At 37.6% G+C, this 20,033-nt stretch carries 17 protein-coding genes and 1 pseudogene; 17 read left to right on the top strand and 1 reads right to left on the bottom strand.

The window, feature by feature from the left end; genetic code table 11:
• Positions 1 to 70 precede the first annotated feature (70 nt).
• The 4 genes and pseudogenes from GOM46_RS04395 (at position 71) to GOM46_RS04380 (ending at position 4,718) form a co-directional block, all read left to right on the top strand.
• Positions 71 to 1,114 (top strand): annotated as a pseudogene (locus GOM46_RS04395) (glycosyltransferase).
• Positions 1,111 to 2,022 (top strand): phosphodiester glycosidase family protein, encoded by a 912-nt coding sequence (locus GOM46_RS04390; protein WP_235083282.1) that lies wholly within the window; start codon positions 1,111 to 1,113, stop codon positions 2,020 to 2,022. The pseudogene GOM46_RS04395 and the gene GOM46_RS04390 overlap by 4 nt, the downstream one beginning before the upstream one ends.
• On the top strand, positions 1,997 to 2,422 hold the full coding sequence (locus tag GOM46_RS04385; RefSeq protein WP_235083281.1) for a hypothetical protein: 426 nt from the start codon (positions 1,997 to 1,999) through the stop codon (positions 2,420 to 2,422). The genes GOM46_RS04390 and GOM46_RS04385 overlap by 26 nt, the downstream gene beginning before the upstream one ends.
• A 217-nt stretch (positions 2,423 to 2,639) precedes the next feature.
• Positions 2,640 to 4,718 carry a glucosaminidase domain-containing protein gene (locus tag GOM46_RS04380; RefSeq protein ID WP_235083280.1) on the top strand — a complete coding sequence of 693 codons (2,079 nt, stop codon included), beginning with the start codon at positions 2,640 to 2,642 and terminating at the stop codon, positions 4,716 to 4,718.
• A gap of 113 nt (positions 4,719 to 4,831) precedes the next feature.
• Here GOM46_RS04380 and GOM46_RS04375 read toward each other — a convergent pair whose 3' ends face one another.
• Positions 4,832 to 6,727: an Ig-like domain-containing protein gene (locus GOM46_RS04375; protein WP_235083279.1), complete on the bottom strand. Its 1,896-nt coding sequence runs from the start codon at positions 6,725 to 6,727 to the stop codon at positions 4,832 to 4,834.
• Positions 6,728 to 7,110: 383 nt separating this feature from the next.
• Between GOM46_RS04375 and GOM46_RS04370 the strand changes: the two genes are divergently transcribed.
• The 13 genes from GOM46_RS04370 (at position 7,111) to GOM46_RS04310 (ending at position 19,979) form a co-directional block, all read left to right on the top strand.
• Positions 7,111 to 7,803, top strand: coding sequence for a YjjG family noncanonical pyrimidine nucleotidase (locus GOM46_RS04370; RefSeq protein WP_006150715.1), 693 nt, complete (start codon positions 7,111 to 7,113; stop codon positions 7,801 to 7,803).
• 23 nt (positions 7,804 to 7,826) lie between these two features.
• Positions 7,827 to 8,120, top strand: a complete 294-nt coding sequence (locus GOM46_RS04365; RefSeq protein ID WP_025170020.1) for a hypothetical protein — start codon at positions 7,827 to 7,829, stop codon at positions 8,118 to 8,120.
• Positions 8,121 to 8,249: 129 nt separating this feature from the next.
• Positions 8,250 to 9,005: a DUF4336 domain-containing protein gene (locus tag GOM46_RS04360; protein WP_025170021.1), complete on the top strand. Its 756-nt coding sequence runs from the start codon at positions 8,250 to 8,252 to the stop codon at positions 9,003 to 9,005.
• A gap of 11 nt (positions 9,006 to 9,016) precedes the next feature.
• Positions 9,017 to 9,670 (top strand): uracil-DNA glycosylase, encoded by a 654-nt coding sequence (locus GOM46_RS04355; protein WP_006150691.1) that lies wholly within the window; start codon positions 9,017 to 9,019, stop codon positions 9,668 to 9,670.
• Between the two features lie 9 nt (positions 9,671 to 9,679).
• Complete coding sequence (locus GOM46_RS04350; RefSeq protein WP_001135768.1) at positions 9,680 to 10,144, top strand: NUDIX hydrolase; 465 nt, start codon at positions 9,680 to 9,682, stop codon at positions 10,142 to 10,144.
• A gap of 12 nt (positions 10,145 to 10,156) precedes the next feature.
• Positions 10,157 to 11,425, top strand: a complete 1,269-nt coding sequence (locus tag GOM46_RS04345; protein ID WP_006150730.1) for a dihydroorotase — start codon at positions 10,157 to 10,159, stop codon at positions 11,423 to 11,425.
• A gap of 42 nt (positions 11,426 to 11,467) precedes the next feature.
• Positions 11,468 to 12,808 carry an MATE family efflux transporter gene (locus GOM46_RS04340; RefSeq protein WP_235083278.1) on the top strand — a complete coding sequence of 447 codons (1,341 nt, stop codon included), beginning with the start codon at positions 11,468 to 11,470 and terminating at the stop codon, positions 12,806 to 12,808.
• Between the two features lie 138 nt (positions 12,809 to 12,946).
• Complete coding sequence (locus GOM46_RS04335) at positions 12,947 to 13,915, top strand: thiamine pyrophosphate-dependent dehydrogenase E1 component subunit alpha (RefSeq protein ID WP_006150688.1); 969 nt, start codon at positions 12,947 to 12,949, stop codon at positions 13,913 to 13,915.
• A gap of 17 nt (positions 13,916 to 13,932) precedes the next feature.
• Positions 13,933 to 14,925 carry an alpha-ketoacid dehydrogenase subunit beta gene (locus GOM46_RS04330; RefSeq protein ID WP_006150669.1) on the top strand — a complete coding sequence of 331 codons (993 nt, stop codon included), beginning with the start codon at positions 13,933 to 13,935 and terminating at the stop codon, positions 14,923 to 14,925.
• Positions 14,926 to 15,255: 330 nt separating this feature from the next.
• Positions 15,256 to 16,299: a dihydrolipoamide acetyltransferase gene (locus GOM46_RS04325; RefSeq protein ID WP_006150720.1), complete on the top strand. Its 1,044-nt coding sequence runs from the start codon at positions 15,256 to 15,258 to the stop codon at positions 16,297 to 16,299.
• 38 nt (positions 16,300 to 16,337) lie between these two features.
• Entirely contained in the window at positions 16,338 to 18,044 is a 1,707-nt protein-coding gene (gene lpdA, locus GOM46_RS04320) for a dihydrolipoyl dehydrogenase (RefSeq protein WP_006150673.1), read from the top strand.
• A 192-nt stretch (positions 18,045 to 18,236) separates the two neighbouring features.
• Positions 18,237 to 19,226: a lipoate--protein ligase gene (locus GOM46_RS04315; protein ID WP_006150700.1), complete on the top strand. Its 990-nt coding sequence runs from the start codon at positions 18,237 to 18,239 to the stop codon at positions 19,224 to 19,226.
• 111 nt (positions 19,227 to 19,337) lie between these two features.
• The gene (locus GOM46_RS04310) at positions 19,338 to 19,979 is read left to right on the top strand and encodes a hypothetical protein (protein ID WP_006150666.1); all 642 of its coding nucleotides are present in this window, start codon (positions 19,338 to 19,340) and stop codon (positions 19,977 to 19,979) included.
• Positions 19,980 to 20,033: the final 54 nt, after the last annotated feature.

Here is a 20,033-nt window from a genome sequence, read left to right as displayed (position 1 = left end):
AAACTGATATAAGTTATCTTTAAGCGGAATTTTGTATAGTTATACCATTACCTAAGAAAGAGGTGACGTTATGAACTATGTAGTTATACCAGCCTATCAACCAGATAATAAATTAATTAAACTTGTTGAAAAGATTCATGACAAGAGTGATTTCAAAATCCTTATTATCGATGATGGAAGCTCACCAGCCTGTCAAAAAATTTTTGATAAAGCATCCCAATATGCAACAATTCTTCGACATGAAGTCAATCAAGGGAAAGGTCATGCACTAAAAACTGCCTTCCAATTTATCAAAGAACAAAATAGTTATGGAACAGTAGTCACAGCAGACGCCGATGGTCAGCATAAGATTTGAGATATTTTCCGTACGGCTAACAAAGCTTCTGAAAATCCTAACAAACTCATCTTGGGTGTGCGTGCCTTCACAGGAAAAGTCCCTCTCCGTAGCCGTTTTGGGAATAGCTTAACAAAAGCACTCTTTAAATTACAAACAGGAGTAGGAGTAACAGATACACAAACAGGACTTCGCGCTTTTACGACAAATCTGATCCCTTTTATGTTAAAGATAGAAGGGAAACGGTACGAATATGAAATGAATATGCTTCTTGAGGCGACTAAAGAATACGAGATTGTGGAAGTTCCAATCGAAACTGTTTATATCAATGATAACGAAGCTTCACACTTCCGTCCGATTAGAGATGGGTTAATGATTTATAAAAATATTTTTAAATTTGCCTTATCATCTCTTAGTAGCTTTGTTGTTGATTATATCGTCTATGCTCTAGCTATTTTGTTTTTACCAACAGTCCCAACTGGTTTACGGATTTTTCTTGCTAATGGATTAGCCCGTGTGACCAGCTCAATTTTTAACTATTCAACCAATAAAAAACTAGTCTTTAAAAGCGAAGATAGCCTTGTGAAAACAGGGATGGGATACTTCGGTCTGGCAGTAGGACTCTTTGTTCTGGACACGCTTCTTATTCGTCTATTCTATGCAGTATTTGGAATGAATCTCTTAATCGTTAAGGTTATTGTTGGAATTCTTCTCTTTGCTGTTTCTTGGACCGTTCAGAAGAAATTCATTTTTAAGGAAAGGACATCAACTGTACTATGAAATTTTTAAAGAAACGATATGCTTATGCTTCGGTTGTCGCATTACTTTTGACAGGATCCTTTAGCTACTCTATGCTGAAGACCTTTGTTCTCGCTGAAACTATTTCGACAGTAGCAACAACTAGCACTAGTACAAATACTGCCACGGCAAGCCAAGCAGCTAAAACAGCAACAGTAACAGACTCAAGTTATAAGGATGATAATATCTCCATCAATTTGACTGAAACAACGGTCAAAAATACGCAAGTCTACGTTGCAGATATTACAGTAAGCTCATCAGATTATTTAAAAACAGCATTCGCTCAAAATGCCTTCGGAACCAATGTAACTGCAAAAACTTCTGAAACCGCTGCTGATAACAATGCTATTCTAGCGGTCAATGGAGATTACTACGGAGCTAACTCTACAGGATATGTTATCCGTAATGGAGTCGTCTATCGTGATACTGTACGAGAAGATTCTAGCAATGGTGATTTAGCCATTTATAAAGATGGTTCTTTCAAGATTATTTACGAAGATCAAATTTCAGCTGACCAACTAGTTAAAGATGGTGTTGTCAATCTCTTGGCTTTTGGCCCAGCTTTAGTTGAAAATAGTGAGATTGCAGTAGGAACAAATGAAGAAGTTGGACAAGCTATGGCATCAAATCCTCGTACTGCTATTGGGATTATTGATGAAAACCACTATATTATCGTAGTTTCAGATGGGCGTACTTCTGAAAGCAAGGGGCTATCACTGTACCAAATGGCTGAAGTCATGAAATCATACGGTGTAAAAACGGCCTACAACCTTGATGGTGGTGGATCATCTACGCTTTACTTCAACGGTCAGGTTATTAACAAGCCAACGACTGGAGGAAACAGAATTTCAGAAAGGGCGGTGAGTGATATTGTCTACATCGGTTATTAATACTAACAAAAAACGCTTTAAAAAAACTGTCATCTCTTATACACTAATTACGATTTTCTTCTTTGCTTTTTCTAGAATTTATGAAGCATTTAGTTTTGGAGAGACATCAGTTCATATGCATTACTTGTTCGCTGTACCTCTGGTGGGTGGGATAATACTAGCAATTTTGCTCAAAGTCCTTCCGTATTTGTCCAGAATTAGCCTTAATTTATGGAATTCGGCAGTAGCTATTGTTACAACAGGCACACTATTCCGAGGTATTGTCAATTTATCTGGTCGTTCAACCACACTTGATGCACCATATTGGTATGTAGGTATTAGTTTTGCAATCATAGCTATTCTATCTATATTTATAAATCCGCTTCTAACTAATAAACGTACCAAAATAATAGAAGGTTAATTATTAGAAAAAAATGTAGTCGTTCAGTTACTGTTCGACTGCTTTTTATTGACTTTTATTTCTAAAATGTTTTAACAATATTACAACTTTCTATCTTCTTAATTATTCTACTTTTATCTTTAATAGAATATTGTATAATATAATGGATAATTGCTGTGTTTTAAACATTATGTATCAAAAACGAATACATCATTTATATAATGATAAGGAGAATACAATGAAAAGGATTTTACTGGCAAGTACAGTTGCTCTCTCGATTGCAGGCTTTGCAAAATCTACTGTTTATGCCGAGGATTCACAAACTAGAAATAAAGCTCAAACTTCAGAACAGGCTGTAGCTAATGGAGTTGAAAAAGAAGATCAAAAACAATCAAACAGTCGTGATAAATCGACTAAACAAAGTTCTAACGAAAGTCTGAACAAGGCAGAAAAAGAATCTTCGCAAATTACGCCGAAGAAAGAAACACCTGAAAATAAGGAAAAAACAACAACTGAAACAAAAGTTGAGGAAGTTAATAAAGATGGCTGGCAAAAAGAAAATGGCCAATGGCGTTATTATGAGAATAAAAAGGCTGTCACAAATTGGAAAAAAATAGCAGGTCGCTGGTACTATTTTAACCAGGATGGTGTGATGCTTAGTGATACTGTTTATGATGACTACCTCTTAAGTAAAAGTGGTGCTATGGTTGAGGATTCTTGGGTTAAAATAGATGACAAGTGGTACTTTGCTACAAATTCAGGAAAAATCATCCGCAACAAATGGGAAAAAATCAACGGTGCTTGGTATCGCTTCGATGAATCTGGTGCCATGTTAACTAATACCGTTTACAATGACTACCTTCTTCAGAGTAGTGGAGCTATGCACGAAAGGGGTTGGGCGAAAATTGATGAGAAGTGGTACTATGCTACTGATTCAGGAAAAATCATCCGTAATAAATGGGAGAAAATCAATGGTTCATGGTATCGTTTTGATGAATCAGGTATCATGTTAAGTAAAACCATTTATAATGACTACCTTCTCAAAACTAGTGGCGCTATGGCTGAAAAGGATTGGGTGCATTTGGATGAGAAGTGGTATTATGCTACTGATTCAGGAAAAGCTATCCGGGATAAATGGGAAAAAATCAATGGTTCATGGTACTCTTTTCATAAAGATGGTGACATGTTAAGTAGCCAATGGAAAGAGAAATATTATCTAAAAGATAGTGGGGCAATGGCTCAAAGCGAATGGTTCTTTGATAAGAAGTACGATAGTTGGTTCTACTTAAAATCTGATGGTGCTTATGCTGAAAACCAATGGCAAGGCTCTTACTATCTCAAATCTTATGGTTATATGGCCAAGAATGAGTGGATATTTGATAAAAGTTATAACGCCTGGTATTATCTCAAAGAAGATGGGGTATATGTAACTGGTAATTTTACCATTAATGGAAAAAACTATTCTTTCCAAAGCAATGGAAAATGGATTTCTGATACAGCAGCATACTACAAAGTAAAACCAATTACAGCAAATGTATATAGTGCTTCTGGTGAGAAACTTAGCTATATTTCGCAAGGAAGTATTGTATCGATTGATGGAGATGAAGCTAAAGACGGTCGACTTCCAGTCAAAATCTCTGGACTTTCAGGCTATATGAATAAGAGTGATTTAGTAGCTGTCAGCTCAGACAGTGAATTCATTCCTCACTATGCCACTGACGGTAATTATCTTTATCATGAGTTATCACCTTACACAAGTATTCGTGTAGCCCCTCATAGCTCATCAATGGCTATTGGTAAAAAATATTATTCAGCTGATGGTATTAACTTTGAAAACTTTACAGCGGAAAATCCTTTCTTATTCAGGGATTTAAGAAAACCAACTAATTACACAGCTGAAGAATTAGATAAAGTATATTCTCTTATGAATATCAAAGGAAGTCGTTTGGCAGGTAAGGGAGCTATCTTTAAAGAAGCTGAAGAACGCTATCAAGTAAATGCACTCTACCTTATAGCTCACAGCGCTCTAGAAAGCGCATGGGGACGTAGTCAGATTGCTAAGGATAAGAATAATTTCTTTGGTATTGCAGCCTACGATACTACTCCGTACGATTCAGCTAAGAGTTTCGATAATGTAGATAAGGGAATCTTAGGTGCAGCCAAATGGATTCGTCAAAATTATATAGATAATGGCAGAACTTACCTAGGAAATAAATCATCTGGTATGAATGTTCTTTACGCTTCAGATCCATATTGGGGTGAAAAGATTGCAAGTATCATGATGACTATCAATAGTAAACTTGGTGAAAAGGACTAAAATATTTTAAAATCGATAACTACAAACAGTTATCGATTTTTTATTGTTAATCATAAATATAAAAAAAGAATTTACTCATTAAAAGTAAATCCTTTTTAAGTTCCTAATTAATATTAGTCTTCTTTTGACTTATGCAAGATTGCTACTAGGACAATTGATGAAATTAAAGTTACAGCCCCAATGATTGTAATCAATGTTCCTTTGCTTTCACCTGTATTTGGAAGTCCTGGTTTCTCTTCTGAAGTTGTAGTTTCAGAAGAGACTGACGGAGCTGTAGATGTTGTTGTAGTTTCAGAAGATGAAGAAGGAGTTGGCACTTCTGGAGTTGTAGTAGTAGTTGAAGTTATAGGAGCTTCGGTTGTAGTAGTTGAAGTCGTAGGAGCTTCGGTTGTAGTAGTTGAAGTCGTAGGAGCTTCAGTCGTAGTAGTTGAAGTCGTAGGAGCTTCAGTCGTAGTAGTTGAAGTCGTAGGAGCTTCAGTCGTAGTAGTTGAAGTCGTAGGAGCTTCAGTCGTAGTAGTTGAAGTCGTAGGAGCTTCGGTTGTAGTAGTTGAAGTCGTAGGAGCTTCAGTCGTAGTAGTTGAAGTCGTAGGAGCTTCAGTCGTAGTAGTTGAAGTCGTAGGAGCTTCAGTTGTAGTAGTTGAAGTCGTAGGAGCTTCAGTCGTAGTAGTTGAAGTCGTAGGAGCTTCAGTCGTAGTAGTTGTAGTTGTTGTAGTTGTTTCTTCTTTCGGATTCACAATTGTTTTTGTTACAGCGTGATCTGTTCCGAAGTCTTCAACATTAACGACAGTATCAGCGTCTTTAATAACGTGACCAGAAGGAGCTTCAATTTCAGTTAAGATATACTTATCTTTTAACAATTTGTTAACTGCAATGTTACCATTTTCATCTGACTCAAACTCACCAATAACTTGATTATTTGCTTGACGAACAACTCTAAACTTAGCACCTTTAAGAGGTTGATTTGCATCATCTACTTTATGAATATTGATTGAGTACACATAACCAACACCAGAACCACCAGCGACTTGAACTGCAGCAATGTTAGTTACATCTTTGCTCTCAATCTCTTTACCTTTAAGAGTTGCCTCGTTTTTCAAAAGTTCACCATCTACAGGTTCATAATTCAATTGTACTTTATAATCGATACGGTATTGATCTTGATCAGTAATATCACCTAAATCAATAACAAATGATTGTCCATCTTCACTGATTGTTATCTTGTGTTGATCAGTTACGTCGACGCGATCAGAGAATACCCACTCACCAGTTTCGTAAGAAAACTTACCTTTGACAACTTTGATACTATCTTTTACATAGGATGCATTAGTAAATCTCAAGTGATCTTCAATTGTTACACCCTTGATATTTTGTTTGTTACGATTGACAGAAATTGTGTATTGAACTTCTTTATGATTTCCGCTATTAACCCAGCTAGTCTTTGTTAAAAGTCTTGGGTCACCGTCCCCGATACCTTTAAATGTTACTTTACCAGCTACTTTTGTTACTGAGTTCACTGTCACTTCAATTGGAATTTCTCCTTGTTGAGGGTGTTTTTTGAAGTCAATTCGTGCATAGAAGAAGAAAGACCCGTTTGTATCAGAGTGCGTTTCAACATAATCTGTATACGTTAATGTTAATTTTTTGTTCGTAGCATCAACCGTAGCATGAGCAATGACTTCGTTAGTATTGATATCACGAATTTCAAAACTATCCGAAGTAATCATTAATGCATCTGGTACAGTAACTACTGTTTGATCGCCAGCCTTAACATTTTTACCTGCTAAGTCATACGTTGCATTAATACGGAAAGTAGCCCATTGTGCTAAATCCCAATCTAGATTGCCACCTTCATTGCTTGTAACGTTAACAATCGTGATTGTATCTGCAAATTTACCAGTTACTGAAACTTCTGGAGTTTTAGCAAAAGTTTTATTCAAACTAAAAACAAAAATAGTTGTCAGGACGCAAATCAAAAACGAGAAAATACTAAACTTTTTCTTATTGCTCATTGTGTTATACCTTCTAATAGAATTATTTAAAAATCAAAATAAACGACTTAACGATATAGGTTAATTTTGCAGACAAATCTTAATAAAGCCTCCCCCTAGTCTAATACTAAAACTCCCCTATACTGTGAATTATATCACAATGAAGAATGAAAGGCAAACAATAACATAAAATAGTAAGATATTTCCGACAAATTTCTAAAAAAATAAAAAGATTGTTCATTTTTTACAAACTTTTTAAAGAATTTAACCTACTCTGAGTTAAAAATTTAGTTAGGATATGAACTAAGTTTCAGAAATAAGATGTTCGATATGATATACTTAGAGCTAAGGATTGTGAAGACATTTTAACAACCATTATTTAGAAACTTTAGGATACTATACTTATGACTTATAAATTTCTACTTTTCGACCTTGATCATACCTTGCTTGATTTTGATGCTGCCGAAGATGTAGCGTTGACACAACTTCTGAAAGAAGAAGGAGTTGCTGATATTCAGGAATATAAGGATTATTATATACCTATGAACAAAGCTCTCTGGAAGGACTTGGAGCTGAAAAAGATTACAAAACAAGAATTAGTCAATACTCGTTTCTCTAGATTGTTTGAACATTTCGGAATTGAGAAAGATGGCATTCATTTAGCAGAGCGCTACCAGTTTTATTTAGCACAACAGGGCCAAATTTTTTCTGGTGCAATAGAACTTTTAGATAATCTGATTGATCGTGGCTATGAACTTTACGCTGCCACAAATGGTATCACTTCAATTCAGACTGGTCGTTTGACACAATCTGGACTAGCTTCTTATTTCAATCAAGTATTTATATCAGAACAGTTGCAAACACAAAAACCTGACGCTCTTTTCTACGAAATAATTGGACAGCAAATACCAGGTTTTTGCAAAGAAAATACCGTGATGATTGGTGATTCACTGACAGCGGATATCCAGGGTGGCAATAACGCTGGTATTGATACTATCTGGTACAATCCGCATTATCTGGAAAATAAAACGCAAGCTAAACCAATCTATGAAGTTCATTCTTATCAAGAGTTACTGGATTGTTTAGATTCGATTTAATGCTTTGTCTAAAAGGTTATTTTATGGAAAATAAAGTGATTAAAGAGATTGATAACTTGCTAAGTATCATCGAACAGTATCAGTTAAAAGATGTACACCCTCAAGTGAATACCTTAAAGGAATTGCAGTACTCCTTAAATCATCATATAAAATTGAATACTCGAGAAAAGATAAACATCCACCATGCGCTTTTTATACCTAGGGGTGGGTTATCCGAACTTTATTATATGGATGCAAATGTAGAACAAATGAAATTTGTTAATGAACAACTTTCGCATGCGATTGATACAATAGGAAAGTTTTTAATTACTGATTGATTGATTTCTTTCTTTCAAAAAACAATGGTTAGCGACGAGAAGGATAATGGCATTAATAACTGTAAAAAGTGGTTTAGATAGCCACTTTTTGCTATAATAGAGGCAGTATAAACGAAGGAGTAGTTAATGATGTCAAGGCCAGAACTTTCTCTTTATGAACCATTGTATACACTAAAGGAAGTTGATCAAAATATTTGGATAGTAGATGGTGATTTGATTCAAATGGATATGAAGATCTTCAAGCTTCCTTTTCAGACACGTATGACGGTGGTTAAGTTAAATGATGGCAAACTTTGGATTCACTCTCCGATTGCGCCAAATGAGGGACTGTTTACTGAACTAGACGCTTTGGGCAAAGTCGCTTACCTGATTTCACCAAATAAGATTCACTACGCCTATATTGCAGATTGGAGAAAAAGATATCCTCATGCGCAAGCATGGTCTAGTCCAGGAGTTGAAGAGAGAGCGAAAAGTCAGAATGTCAAGGTGAAATTTGAAGCTTCCTTAACAGATAAGGCTCCTGACTTATGGTCTGATGAGATTGAACAGTTTATTTTTAAGGGAAGTTCTGTCATCGAAGAGGTCGTGTTTTTTCATAAATCAACTAAAACACTTATTGTAACAGACCTTATAGAGAATTTTGAACCAGAAAAAATAGCTAGTCCAATCCGCAGAAAATTCTATCGTTTAGCTCGTGTAACAGCCCCTGATGGTCAAACTCCTATCGATTATCGGATGACTTTTTTAGGAAGACAAAGGGAAGCAAAGGTTTCCTTTTCCCGTATGTTAAACTGGAAACCGGATAAAATCATACTCGCACATGGTTTATGCTTTTTTAAAAATGGTACGGATGAATTAAAACGTGCTTTTAGATGGATACTATAAAGGAGATTAAGATGCAACACTCATCTTGGCATGCTTTGATTAAAGAGCAATTACCTGAAGGTTATTTTGGGAAAATCAATCACTTTATGGAGCAGGTTTATGCTCAAGGAACTGTTTATCCGCCCAAAGAAAAGGTTTTTCAGGCTCTTTTGACGACTCCTCTGGAAGAGGTTAAAGTGGTAATTCTAGGCCAAGATCCCTATCATGGACCTGGTCAAGCTCAGGGATTGAGTTTTTCAGTTCCTGATTCGATCCCAGCACCTCCTTCCTTGCAAAATATTCTAAAAGAACTGTCAGACGATATCGGAGTTAAGAAATCGCATGATTTGACAGCTTGGGCTGAGCAGGGAGTCTTACTCCTTAATGCATGTTTAACAGTGCCAGAAGGCCAAGCAAATGGTCATGCTGGTCAGATATGGGAACCTTTTACAGATGCTGTGATTAAGGTCGTCAATAATCTAGATAGACCAGTAGTATTTGTTCTTTGGGGTGCTTATGCACGTAAGAAGAAATCATTGGTGACCAATCCTCAGCATTTAATTATCGAATCAGCTCATCCAAGTCCTCTTTCTGTTTACAGAGGATTTTGGGGTTCCAAGCCTTTTTCTAAGGCTAATGCATTCTTAAAAGAAACAGGACAAGAGCCAATCGATTGGCTTAGATAAGGAGACAATATGCCTCAGTTAGCGACAATTTGCTACATTGATAACGGAAAAGAATTACTCATGCTCCATCGCAATAAAAAGCCTAATGATGTCCATGAAGGAAAATGGATCGGTGTAGGTGGAAAGTTAGAGCGCGGGGAAACTCCACAAGAATGTGCTGCCCGTGAGATTTTAGAAGAAACGGGTCTGAAAGCAAAACCAGTACTAAAGGGAGTTATTACCTTTCCTGAGTTTACACCAGACCTGGACTGGTACACATACGTTTTTAAGGTGACTGAGTTTGAGGGTGATTTGATTGACTGTAATGAAGGGACCTTAGAATGGGTTCCTTACGATGAAGTTTTAAGCAAACCGACCTGGGAAGGGGACCATACCTTTGTCGAGTGGCTTTTAGAAGATAAACCCTTCTTTTCAGCCAAGTTTGTCTATGATGGTGATAAGTTATTGGATACCCAAGTGGATTTCTACGAATAAAGGAGTATTGTTATGTTAGTAATCAAAAACGGCCGTGTGATGGATCCCAAGTCTGGTTGGGATCAAGTTTGTGATGTTTTGGTTGATGAAGGAAAAATCATTCAAATTGCTCCTCAAATTGATAAGGATGAAGCTCAAGTCATTGATGCCACTGGACTTGTGGTTGCACCTGGATTGGTAGATATCCATGTTCATTTTCGTGAACCAGGTCAAACTCATAAAGAAGACATTCATACAGGTGCTTTAGCGGCTGCAGCAGGTGGTTTTACAACTGTCGTTATGATGGCTAATACCAATCCAACTATATCAGATGTTGAGACTTTAGAGGAAGTTCTTCAATCTGCAGCTAAGGAAAAGATTAACATTAAGTCTGTGGCTACAATTACCAAAAACTTTAATGGTCAAGACTTAACTGACTTTAAAGCTCTGTTAGATGCTGGTGCAGTTGGATTTTCTGATGACGGCATACCGCTTGAAAGTAGTAAAGTTGTCAAGGAAGCCATGGAAGAAGCGAAGAAACTAAATACTTTTATTAGTCTTCATGAAGAAGATCCTGGCTTGAATGGTACGCTTGGTTTTAACGAGAATATCGCTAAAGAGCATTTTCATATCTGCGGTGCAACAGGAGTTGCAGAGTACGCTATGATTGCTCGTGATGTCATGATTGCCAATGCAACTAAGGCTCATGTTCATATTCAGCATTTGTCTAAGGAAGAAAGTGTCAAGGTTGTGGAGTTTGCTCAAAATTTGGGAGCTAACGTAACTGCAGAAGTAGCACCCCAGCATTTTTCTAAGACTGAAGCTCTGCTTTTGACTAAAGGAAGTAACGCTAAGATGAATCCTCCTCTTCGTTTGGAATCAGACCGTCGCGCCGTCATTGAAGGTTTAAAATCTGGAGTCATTTCTGTCATTGCTACTGACCACGCGCCTCACCATGCAGACGAAAAGAATGTTGAGGATATTACCAAAGCTCCATCAGGTATGACAGGCTTGGAAACTTCTTTGTCACTAGGTTTAACCTATTTGGTGGAAACTGGCGAGTTGAGTTTAATGCAATTGTTAGAAAAAATGTCCTACAACCCAGCAAAACTTTATAACTTTGAAGCAGGTTATCTATCAGAAAACGGTCCAGCGGATATTACAATTTTTGATGATAAAGCGGACCGAATCGTGGATAGTCATTTTGCTTCTAAAGCAGCGAATTCACCATTTATCGGTGAATCTTTGAAAGGGCAGGTCAAATACACAATCTGTAATGGACAGATTGTCTATAAGAACTAGGTGAAATCTGCTCTTTCGAATCATTAATTAGAGAGAGACGATATGTACCCAACCCATCATTTTAAAGACAAATTTATCTTATTTCTTAAGATATTCTTTCCAATTTTAGTTTACCAATTTGCCAATTTCTCGGCTTCCTTTGTCGATACGACCATGACTGGCCAGTATAATACCATAGATTTGGCAGGGGTATCAATGGCGACAAGTCTATGGAATCCTTTTTTTACCTTCCTAACTGGTATTGTCTCAGCCTTGGTTCCTATAGTTGGACATCATTTGGGTCTAGGAAAGAAACATGAAGTGGCTTCTGATTTTTATCAATTTCTTTATCTTTCACTTGGTTTATCAATTGTTCTATTTGCTTTAGTTTTTCTTGTTGCGCCACTAATTCTAAACAATATGGGTTTAGAAGCAGCAGTAGCAGATATAGCAGTACGCTATTTATGGTTTTTAGCAATCGGGATTATTCCACTTTTACTATTTAGTGTAATTCGATCACTGTTGGATGCGCTAGGACTGACCAAACTATCCATGTATTTAATGCTTTTATTGTTACCTTTAAATAGTGGTTTTAACTATTTACTAATCTATGGAGCCTTTGGTTTACCTGAGTTAGGAGGTACAGGAGCGGGTCTTGGTACATCTTTAGCTTATTGGGCATTGCTGGGGATTTCCATACTAGTCCTTCTTAAACAGGAAAAATTGAAAGAACTGCATTTAGAGAAACGATTACCCTTAGACGGCGATAAAATAAAAGAAGCAATCAAATTAGGCTTACCGATAGGTGGAACTGTATTTGCAGAGGTTGCTATTTTTTCAGCAGTTGGTTTGATTATGGCTAAATTTTCATCGTTGATTATTGCTAGCCATCAGTCCGCGATGAACTTTTCGTCACTCATGTATGCTTTTCCGATGAGTATTTCAACAGCAATGGCGATTGTGGTGTCTTACGAAGTTGGAGCCAAAAGGCTAGAAGATGCTAAAAAATACATCAAAATTGGACGTCTATCTGCTATGGTATTCGCCGTTTTGACTCTCTCCTTTTTGTATATTTTCCGAGAAAATGTTGCGAGACTTTACGGTTATGATCCTGAATTCATTCAATTGACAGCTAGTTTTATGACCTATAGCCTATTTTTCCAGTTGGCTGATACATTTGCAGCTCCGTTACAAGGTATTTTACGAGGTTATAAAGATACAGTCATACCTTTCTATCTCGGACTCCTTGGTTACTGGGGGGTAGCTATTCCTCTAGGATGGCTTTTGGACTATTCGACAAATCTAGGCGCTTATTCTTATTGGATAGGTCTCATCGTAAGTTTAATTGTCAGTGGTCTTCTTTATCAGTGGCGTTTACAAGTTATTATGAAAAGATTCAAATAATTTGGTGAAAAACCTTGAAAAATTGTTTGTGAAATAGTTTTTTTATATTGTAAAAAAATAGCAAGCATATTCTTTGACTCTCATTAACCTATAAGTTAGAATAGAAATTTAAGAAATTAAACTTAGAAAGGCAAGATTATGTCAACTTTAGATAAAAATCTTTTGCTTGAGATGTTCCGTAAGATGGAAGAAATCCGTCGCATGGACTTGAAGATTACACAATTAGTAAAAAAAGGGAAAGTGCCAGGAATGACGCACTTTTCTGTTGGTGAGGAAGCAGCTAACGTTGGGGCTATGTTAGCTCTTAATGAAGATGACTTGATTACATCAAACCACCGTGGTCACGGTCAAGCCATTGCTAAAGGTATTGACCTCAATGGAATGATGGCTGAGATCCTTGGTAAATACACAGGGACTTGTAAAGGTAAGGGTGGATCAATGCACATAGCCGACCTTGATGCTGGTAACCTTGGTGCCAACGGTATTGTAGGTGGTGGTATGGGGATTGCAGTAGGTGCTGCCCTTACTCAACAAATGAAACATACTGGAAAGATTGTTGTCTGCTTCTTTGGTGATGGAGCGACTAACGAAGGTGTATTCCACGAAGCGGTGAATATGGCTTCAATCTGGAACCTTCCTGTTATTTTCTACTGTATCAATAACGGATATGGAATCTCTGCAGACATTAAGAAAATGACAAATGTGGAGCATATTTATGAGCGTAGTGCAGCTTATGGTATTCCTGGAATGTTTATCCCCGATGGAAACAATGTAATAGATGTCTACGAAGGATTTAAGAAAGCAGTAGACCATGTTCGTTCTGGAAAAGGTCCTGTATTGATTGAGAGTGTAACCTATCGCTGGTTTGGTCACTCTTCATCAGACCCAGGTAAATATCGTACACGTGAAGAAGTAGAAGAGTGGAAACAACAAGATCCAATCGAAAATCTTCGCAAGTACCTTGTTGAAAATAAGATTGCTAGCGAAGAAGAACTTGAAGAAATTCAAGCACAGGTCAAGGAAGCAGTGGAAGCATCTGTTAAATTTGCAGAAGAAAGTCCATTCCCTCCACTCGAATCAGCATTTGAAGATATTTACGCAGACTAAGGAGAAGTAGAGAAAATATGGAAACTAAATTAATGTCTTTCCGCGATACCATTATCCTTGCTATGTCTGAGGAAATGCGTCGTGATGAAAATGTTCTTTTGATGGGTGAAGATGTCGGAGTTTTCGGTGGAGACTTCGGAACTTCAGTAGGTATGCTTGAAGAATTTGGTCCAGAACGCGTTCGTGACTGTCCGATTTCTGAAGCGGCAATTTCAGGTGCAGCAGCTGGTGCTGCTATGACAGGGCTTCGTCCAATCGTTGATATGACTTTCATGGACTTTTCAGTTATTGCCATGGATAATATCGTCAACCAAGCTGCTAAAACTCGTTACATGTTTGGCGGTAAAGGTCAAGTGCCTATGACAATCCGCTGTGCAGCTGGTAACGGAGTTGGTTCTGCAGCTCAACACTCACAATCATTGGAATCTTGGTTTACTCATATCCCAGGATTGAAGGTTGTAGCTCCAGGTACACCAGCTGATATGAAGGGACTTCTTAAGTCTTCTATCCGTGACAACAACCCTGTTATCATTCTTGAATATAAATCCGAATTTAACCAAAAAGGTGAGGTTCCTGTTGATCCAGACTATACTATCCCACTTGGTGTTGGAGAAATCAAACGCGAAGGAACTGATGTAACAGTAGTAACATACGGTAAAATGCTTCGTCGTGTCATGCAAGCAGCTGAAGAATTGGCTGAAGAAGGCATCTCAGTAGAAGTAGTAGACCCACGTACTTTGGTTCCACTTGATAAAGACATCATCATTAATTCAGTTAAGAAGACTGGAAAAGTAGTTCTTGTCAACGATGCCCACAAGACAAGTGGTTTTATCGGTGAAATCTCAGCTATCATTTCTGAATCAGAAGCATTTGATTACTTGGATGCACCAATTCGTCGATGCGCAGGTGAAGATGTACCAATGCCTTACGCACAAAACCTTGAGAACGCAATGATCCCAACAGTTGAAAGCATCAAAGATGCAATCCGTAAAACTCATAATAAACAGTAATACATAAAATAAATTATGTAAACAAAATTAATTAGACGAGAAGCTTTGTATCTTTTAGGTGCAGAGTCCTCTACGTCCTTGATATCTTAGATTAGAGCACGGGCTAAAAGCTCGGAAAAAAGATAAATCTTCTTGACTTCATCGAAGTCTGCGTAGATTTCCTATTTTTCAGTCGCTTTTAAATGCCCTTTGCATCATAAAATTAAACTCGGGCTAAAGTCTGTGTGAAAAAGATAAACTTTCCTAGAAACTAAAGTTTCTTCGTCCAGTTTCCTATTTTCACTGTGACTTTTGACGCCCTTAGTATCTTATAATAGAATAGGAGAGGTCATGGCTGATGATAAGCTAAGAGCGACTCCTGCGGCTAGAAAATTAGCAGATGATTTAGGGATTAATCTCTACGATATTTCTGGCTCAGGCGCAAACGGTCGTGTCCACAAAGAAGACGTGGAAACATATAAAGACACTAACGTGGTTCGCATTTCACCACTCGCAAAACGAATTGCATTAGAACATAATATTGCTTGGCAAGAAATCCAAGGAACAGGTCATCGTGGTAAAATCATGAAGAAGGACGTTTTGGCCTATCTTCCTGAAAATATCGAAAATGACACCATTAAATCACCTGCTCAAATTGAGAAAGTGGAAGAAGTTCCAGACAACGTAACGCCTTATGGAGAAATCGAACGCATTCCGATGACTCCTATGCGTAAGGTTATTGCTCAACGCATGGTTGAGTCATACTTAACTGCTCCAACCTTTACGCTTAACTATGATGTAGATATGTCTGAATTGCTTGCCCTTCGTAAGAAAGTTCTTGATCCAATTATGGAATCAACTGGTAAGAAAATCACTGTGACAGACTTGCTTTCTCTTGCTGTTGTTAAGACTCTTATGAAACATCCATACATCAACGCTTCGTTGACTGAAGACGGTAAGACAATTATCACTCACAACTATGTCAACCTTGCGATGGCAGTTGGTATGGATAATGGATTGATGACACCAGTTGTCTATAATGCAGAAAAAATGAGCTTGTCTGAGTTGGTAGTTGCATTTAAAGACGCCATTGGACGTACCTTAGATGGTAAACTAGCTCCTAGCGAATTGCAAAATTCAACTTTCACCATCAGTAACTTGGGAATGTTTGGGGTTCAATCATTTGGTCCTATCATCAACCAACCTAACTCAGCCATCCTCGGTGTTAGCTCAACAGTTGAGAAACCAGTTGTAGTAAATGGTGAAATCGTAATTCGTCCAATTATGAGTCTTGGATTGACAATTGACCACCGTGTCGTAGATGGTATGGCTGGTGCTAAATTTATGAAGGATTTGAAAGCTTTGATTGAAAACCCAATCTCAATGTTGGTTTAAAATATTTGTTTTAGAAATATAGATAGAGGAAGTAAGATATGGCCTTAGAAGTAATTATGCCAAAAGCCGGCGTGGATATGACAGAAGGACAAATCGTCCAATGGAATAAGAAAGTCGGAGAATTTGTAAAAGAAGGAGAAATCCTTTTGGAAATCATGACAGACAAAGTCAGCATGGAATTGGAAGCAGAAGAAGACGGTTATTTAATCGCTATACTAAAAGGTGATGGAGAGACTGTTCCTGTTACTGAAGTTATCGGTTATCTTGGTGAAGAAGGGGAAAATATCCCAACAGCTGGAGCGGCTGCACCAGAAGCTAGCCCAGCACCTGCAGCAAGTGCCTCAAACGATGATGGTAAGAGTGATGATGCTTACGACATCGTTGTTATCGGTGGTGGACCTGCTGGTTATGTATCTGCTATTAAAGCAGCTCAATTAGGTGGTAAGGTTGCTCTTGTTGAGAAATCTGAACTTGGTGGAACTTGCTTAAACCGTGGATGTATCCCAACTAAGACTTACCTTCACAACGCCGAAATTATCGAGAGTATCGGTCATGCAGCAAATCGTGGTATCGTAATTGAAAATCCTAATTTCACAGTTGATATGGACAAACTTTTAGAAACAAAATCTAAAGTTGTCAATACCCTTGTAGGTGGTGTTGCAGGACTTCTTCGTAGCTATGGAGTTGATGTTCATAAAGGTATTGGTACTATCACTAAGGATAAGAACGTCCTAGTCAATGGTTCTGAATTGCTTGAAACCAAGAAAATCATCCTTGCTGGTGGTTCAAAAGTAAGCAAAATCAACGTTCCTGGTATGGAATCATCTCTTGTGATGACTAGTGATGACATCCTTGAAATGAATGAAGTACCAGAAAGTCTTGTGATTATTGGTGGCGGTGTTGTCGGAATCGAACTTGGACAAGCCTTCATGACCTTTGGTTCAAAAGTTACTGTTATCGAAATGATGGACCGTATTGTTCCAGCTATGGATGCGGAAGTATCTAAGAACCTTCGCTTGATTCTTGAACGTAAAGGTATGACAATCTTGACAGATACGAAACTCCAAGAAATCATTGAAGAAGATGGAAAACTCCGTATCAAGGTTGAAGGAAAAGATGATATTATCGCGAATAAAGCCCTTCTTTCAATCGGTCGTGTTCCAGATCTTGAAGGTATCGGAGATGTTGAGTTTGAATTAGACCGTGGTCGTATTAAGGTCAATGAATACATGGAAACTTCTGTTCCAGGTATCTATGCGCCAGGTGATATCAACGGTACTAAGATGTTGGCTCACGCTGCCTTCCGTATGGGTGAAGTAGCAGCTGAAAATGCTCTTAAAGGAAATCACGTTGTTGCCAAATTGAACTTGACTCCTGCAGCTATCTACACACTTCCAGAAGTTGCAGCAGTTGGTTTGACAGAAGAACAAGCTCGTGAAAAATACGATGTTCAAATTGGTAAATTCAACTTTGCGGCTAACGGTCGTGCGATTGCATCAGATGCGGCTCAAGGATTCGTTAAGGTCATTGCAGACAAGAAGTACGGTGAAATCCTTGGTGTTCACATCATTGGTCCTGCAGCAGCTGAATTGATTAACGAAGCGTCAAGTATCATTGAAATGGAAATCACTGTTGAAGAAATGCTTAATACTATCCACGGACACCCAACATACTCTGAAGTAATGTACGAAGCCTTTGCAGATGTTCTTGGAATGGCCATCCATTCACCTAAGAAAAATAAATAAGTCTTTTAATAAAATTTTCTTAAAGTAGTACGGACGGCAGCGATCTCTATTAGAGTTCCATGCCTAAAAATTGAGTCTCTTGTCTCAATTTTTCCGAGAAATGTAACGATAACACGTTGCATTTCTTTTTACTACTTTTTGAAAATTGTATTGCTATGAATAGAAATTAAAAATTAATTTTTTGGAAATACTATGAAATATATTATCAATCATTCAAATGACACTGCCTTTAATATTGCTTTAGAGGAATATGCTTTTAAACACCTTTTGGACGAAGATCAAATCTTCCTTCTTTGGATTAACAAACCATCTATTATTGTAGGTCGTCACCAAAATACCATCGAAGAGATCAACCGTGATTACGTTCGTGAACACGGAATTGAAGTAGTACGTCGTATCAGTGGTGGTGGAGCAGTTTATCATGATTTGAACAACCTTAACTATACAATCATTTCAAAAGAAGATGAAAACAAGGCCTTTGACTTCAAGAGCTTCTCTACTCCAGTTATCAACACTTTGGCAGAACTTGGTGTTAAAGCTGAATTTACAGGCCGCAATGACCTTGAAATCGACGGTAAGAAATTCTGTGGAAATGCGCAAGCTTATATTAACGGACGTATCATGCACCATGGTTGCCTTCTCTTCGACGTTGATTTGTCAGTCCTTGCTAACGCACTTAAAGTGTCTAAAGATAAGTTCGAATCAAAAGGTGTTAAATCAGTTCGCGCACGTGTAACCAATATCGTAGATGAATTGCCAGAAAAAATCACCGTAGAAGAATTCCGTGACCTACTTTTGGAATACATGAAAAAAGAATACCCTGAAATGACAGAGTATGTCTTCTCAGATGAGGAATTGGCTGAAATCAATCGTATCAAGGAAACTAAGTTTGGGACTTGGGACTGGAACTATGGTAAATCACCTGAATATAATGTCCGTCGTGGAACTAAATTCCCAAGCGGTAAGGTTGAAATCTTTGCTAACGTTATTGAGTCAAAAATTCAAGACATCAAGATCTACGGTGACTTCTTTGGTATCGAAGACGTTGCAGCTGTAGAAGATGTCCTTCGTGGTGTTAAATACGAACGTGAAGATGTCCTCAAAGCTCTTCAAACCATTAACCTAGGGCGTTACTTCGCAGGAATCACTGCAGAAGAAATTGCTGAGGCAGTGGTGGAATAAAGAAAGAGAGATCCATGTAATGTGGATTTCTTTCTTATTTAAACTTGATAATCGATCATCATGAGAGTATAATATAGTGGAAATTTTAAATATATAGAGGAAAAATTAATAATGATAAAGATTCCAGTTGAAAATCTTGGTCTATTTGAACAGTTAGATCGTACTGTGGTAGCATTTTTTAAGAAACAAGAAACTACAAATCCATACGATTTGAATGTCAGTATCACACAAGAACACTTCGATAAGAAAAGACAAGAGTTAGAACCTTTAGGTTTTCAAGCTGTACAAATCCCTCTGGGAATGGCCTTAGACAATGTTATTCAGCAAGCTCATTTTAAAGACTTGATTATTGGGGGTCTTGCTCCTGAGGAAATCATCGTAAGCAAAGAAGCGTTAATGCCAATGAAAGACATCGTGGATAGTTTTTGTATTATGTACGCAGTAGCGAATAACCGACTTGAAAATTGTAAAGCTTATGAATTAATGAAAAATAAAACAGTCTACTTTATTGGAAAACTTCTCACTGACAGTCCTCAAAGAGGTGATGAAATTGCTTATATGGGTATTGATCGTACAGCTAGTGACGGTACGCCATATGAAGCTGTTAAATGCTTTTTAACGAAAGAAAGTGCTGAGAAGTATAACGAAGAGAAAAGACCCATCAGCCCTGCGAATCTGGCTTATCTAAAGTCATTTTGGGGAAAACCAGTTATCATTGAGCCACACAGAAATTATTGGATTGAATTTTTATAGAATAATAAAAGAGCGATAGATTTTTGATTATCTAACGCTCTTTTTACAAATATT

The organism is Streptococcus infantis (assembly GCF_021497965.1).
Classification (GTDB): Bacteria; Bacillota; Bacilli; order Lactobacillales; family Streptococcaceae; genus Streptococcus; species Streptococcus infantis_B.
Note: the sequence above shows the minus strand (reverse complement) of the source record. Positions and strands in the feature narration are given on the sequence as shown.

Bases quoted from the DNA above. Each gene is read 5' to 3' on its own strand.
- GOM46_RS04390 (WP_235083282.1), top strand. From the start codon at position 1,111: ATGAAATTTTTAAAGAAACGATATGCTTATGCTTCGGTTGTCGCATTA.
- GOM46_RS04380 (WP_235083280.1), top strand. From the start codon at position 2,640: ATGAAAAGGATTTTACTGGCAAGTACAGTTGCTCTCTCGATTGCAGGC.
- GOM46_RS04375 (WP_235083279.1), bottom strand. From the start codon at position 6,727: ATGAGCAATAAGAAAAAGTTTAGTATTTTCTCGTTTTTGATTTGCGTC.
- GOM46_RS04370 (WP_006150715.1), top strand. From the start codon at position 7,111: ATGACTTATAAATTTCTACTTTTCGACCTTGATCATACCTTGCTTGAT.
- GOM46_RS04365 (WP_025170020.1), top strand. From the start codon at position 7,827: ATGGAAAATAAAGTGATTAAAGAGATTGATAACTTGCTAAGTATCATC.
- GOM46_RS04360 (WP_025170021.1), top strand. From the start codon at position 8,250: ATGTCAAGGCCAGAACTTTCTCTTTATGAACCATTGTATACACTAAAG.
- GOM46_RS04355 (WP_006150691.1), top strand. From the start codon at position 9,017: ATGCAACACTCATCTTGGCATGCTTTGATTAAAGAGCAATTACCTGAA.
- GOM46_RS04350 (WP_001135768.1), top strand. From the start codon at position 9,680: ATGCCTCAGTTAGCGACAATTTGCTACATTGATAACGGAAAAGAATTA.
- GOM46_RS04345 (WP_006150730.1), top strand. From the start codon at position 10,157: ATGTTAGTAATCAAAAACGGCCGTGTGATGGATCCCAAGTCTGGTTGG.
- GOM46_RS04340 (WP_235083278.1), top strand. From the start codon at position 11,468: ATGTACCCAACCCATCATTTTAAAGACAAATTTATCTTATTTCTTAAG.
- GOM46_RS04335 (WP_006150688.1), top strand. From the start codon at position 12,947: ATGTCAACTTTAGATAAAAATCTTTTGCTTGAGATGTTCCGTAAGATG.
- GOM46_RS04330 (WP_006150669.1), top strand. From the start codon at position 13,933: ATGGAAACTAAATTAATGTCTTTCCGCGATACCATTATCCTTGCTATG.
- GOM46_RS04325 (WP_006150720.1), top strand. From the start codon at position 15,256: ATGGCTGATGATAAGCTAAGAGCGACTCCTGCGGCTAGAAAATTAGCA.
- lpdA (WP_006150673.1), top strand. From the start codon at position 16,338: ATGGCCTTAGAAGTAATTATGCCAAAAGCCGGCGTGGATATGACAGAA.
- GOM46_RS04315 (WP_006150700.1), top strand. From the start codon at position 18,237: ATGAAATATATTATCAATCATTCAAATGACACTGCCTTTAATATTGCT.
- GOM46_RS04310 (WP_006150666.1), top strand. From the start codon at position 19,338: ATGATAAAGATTCCAGTTGAAAATCTTGGTCTATTTGAACAGTTAGAT.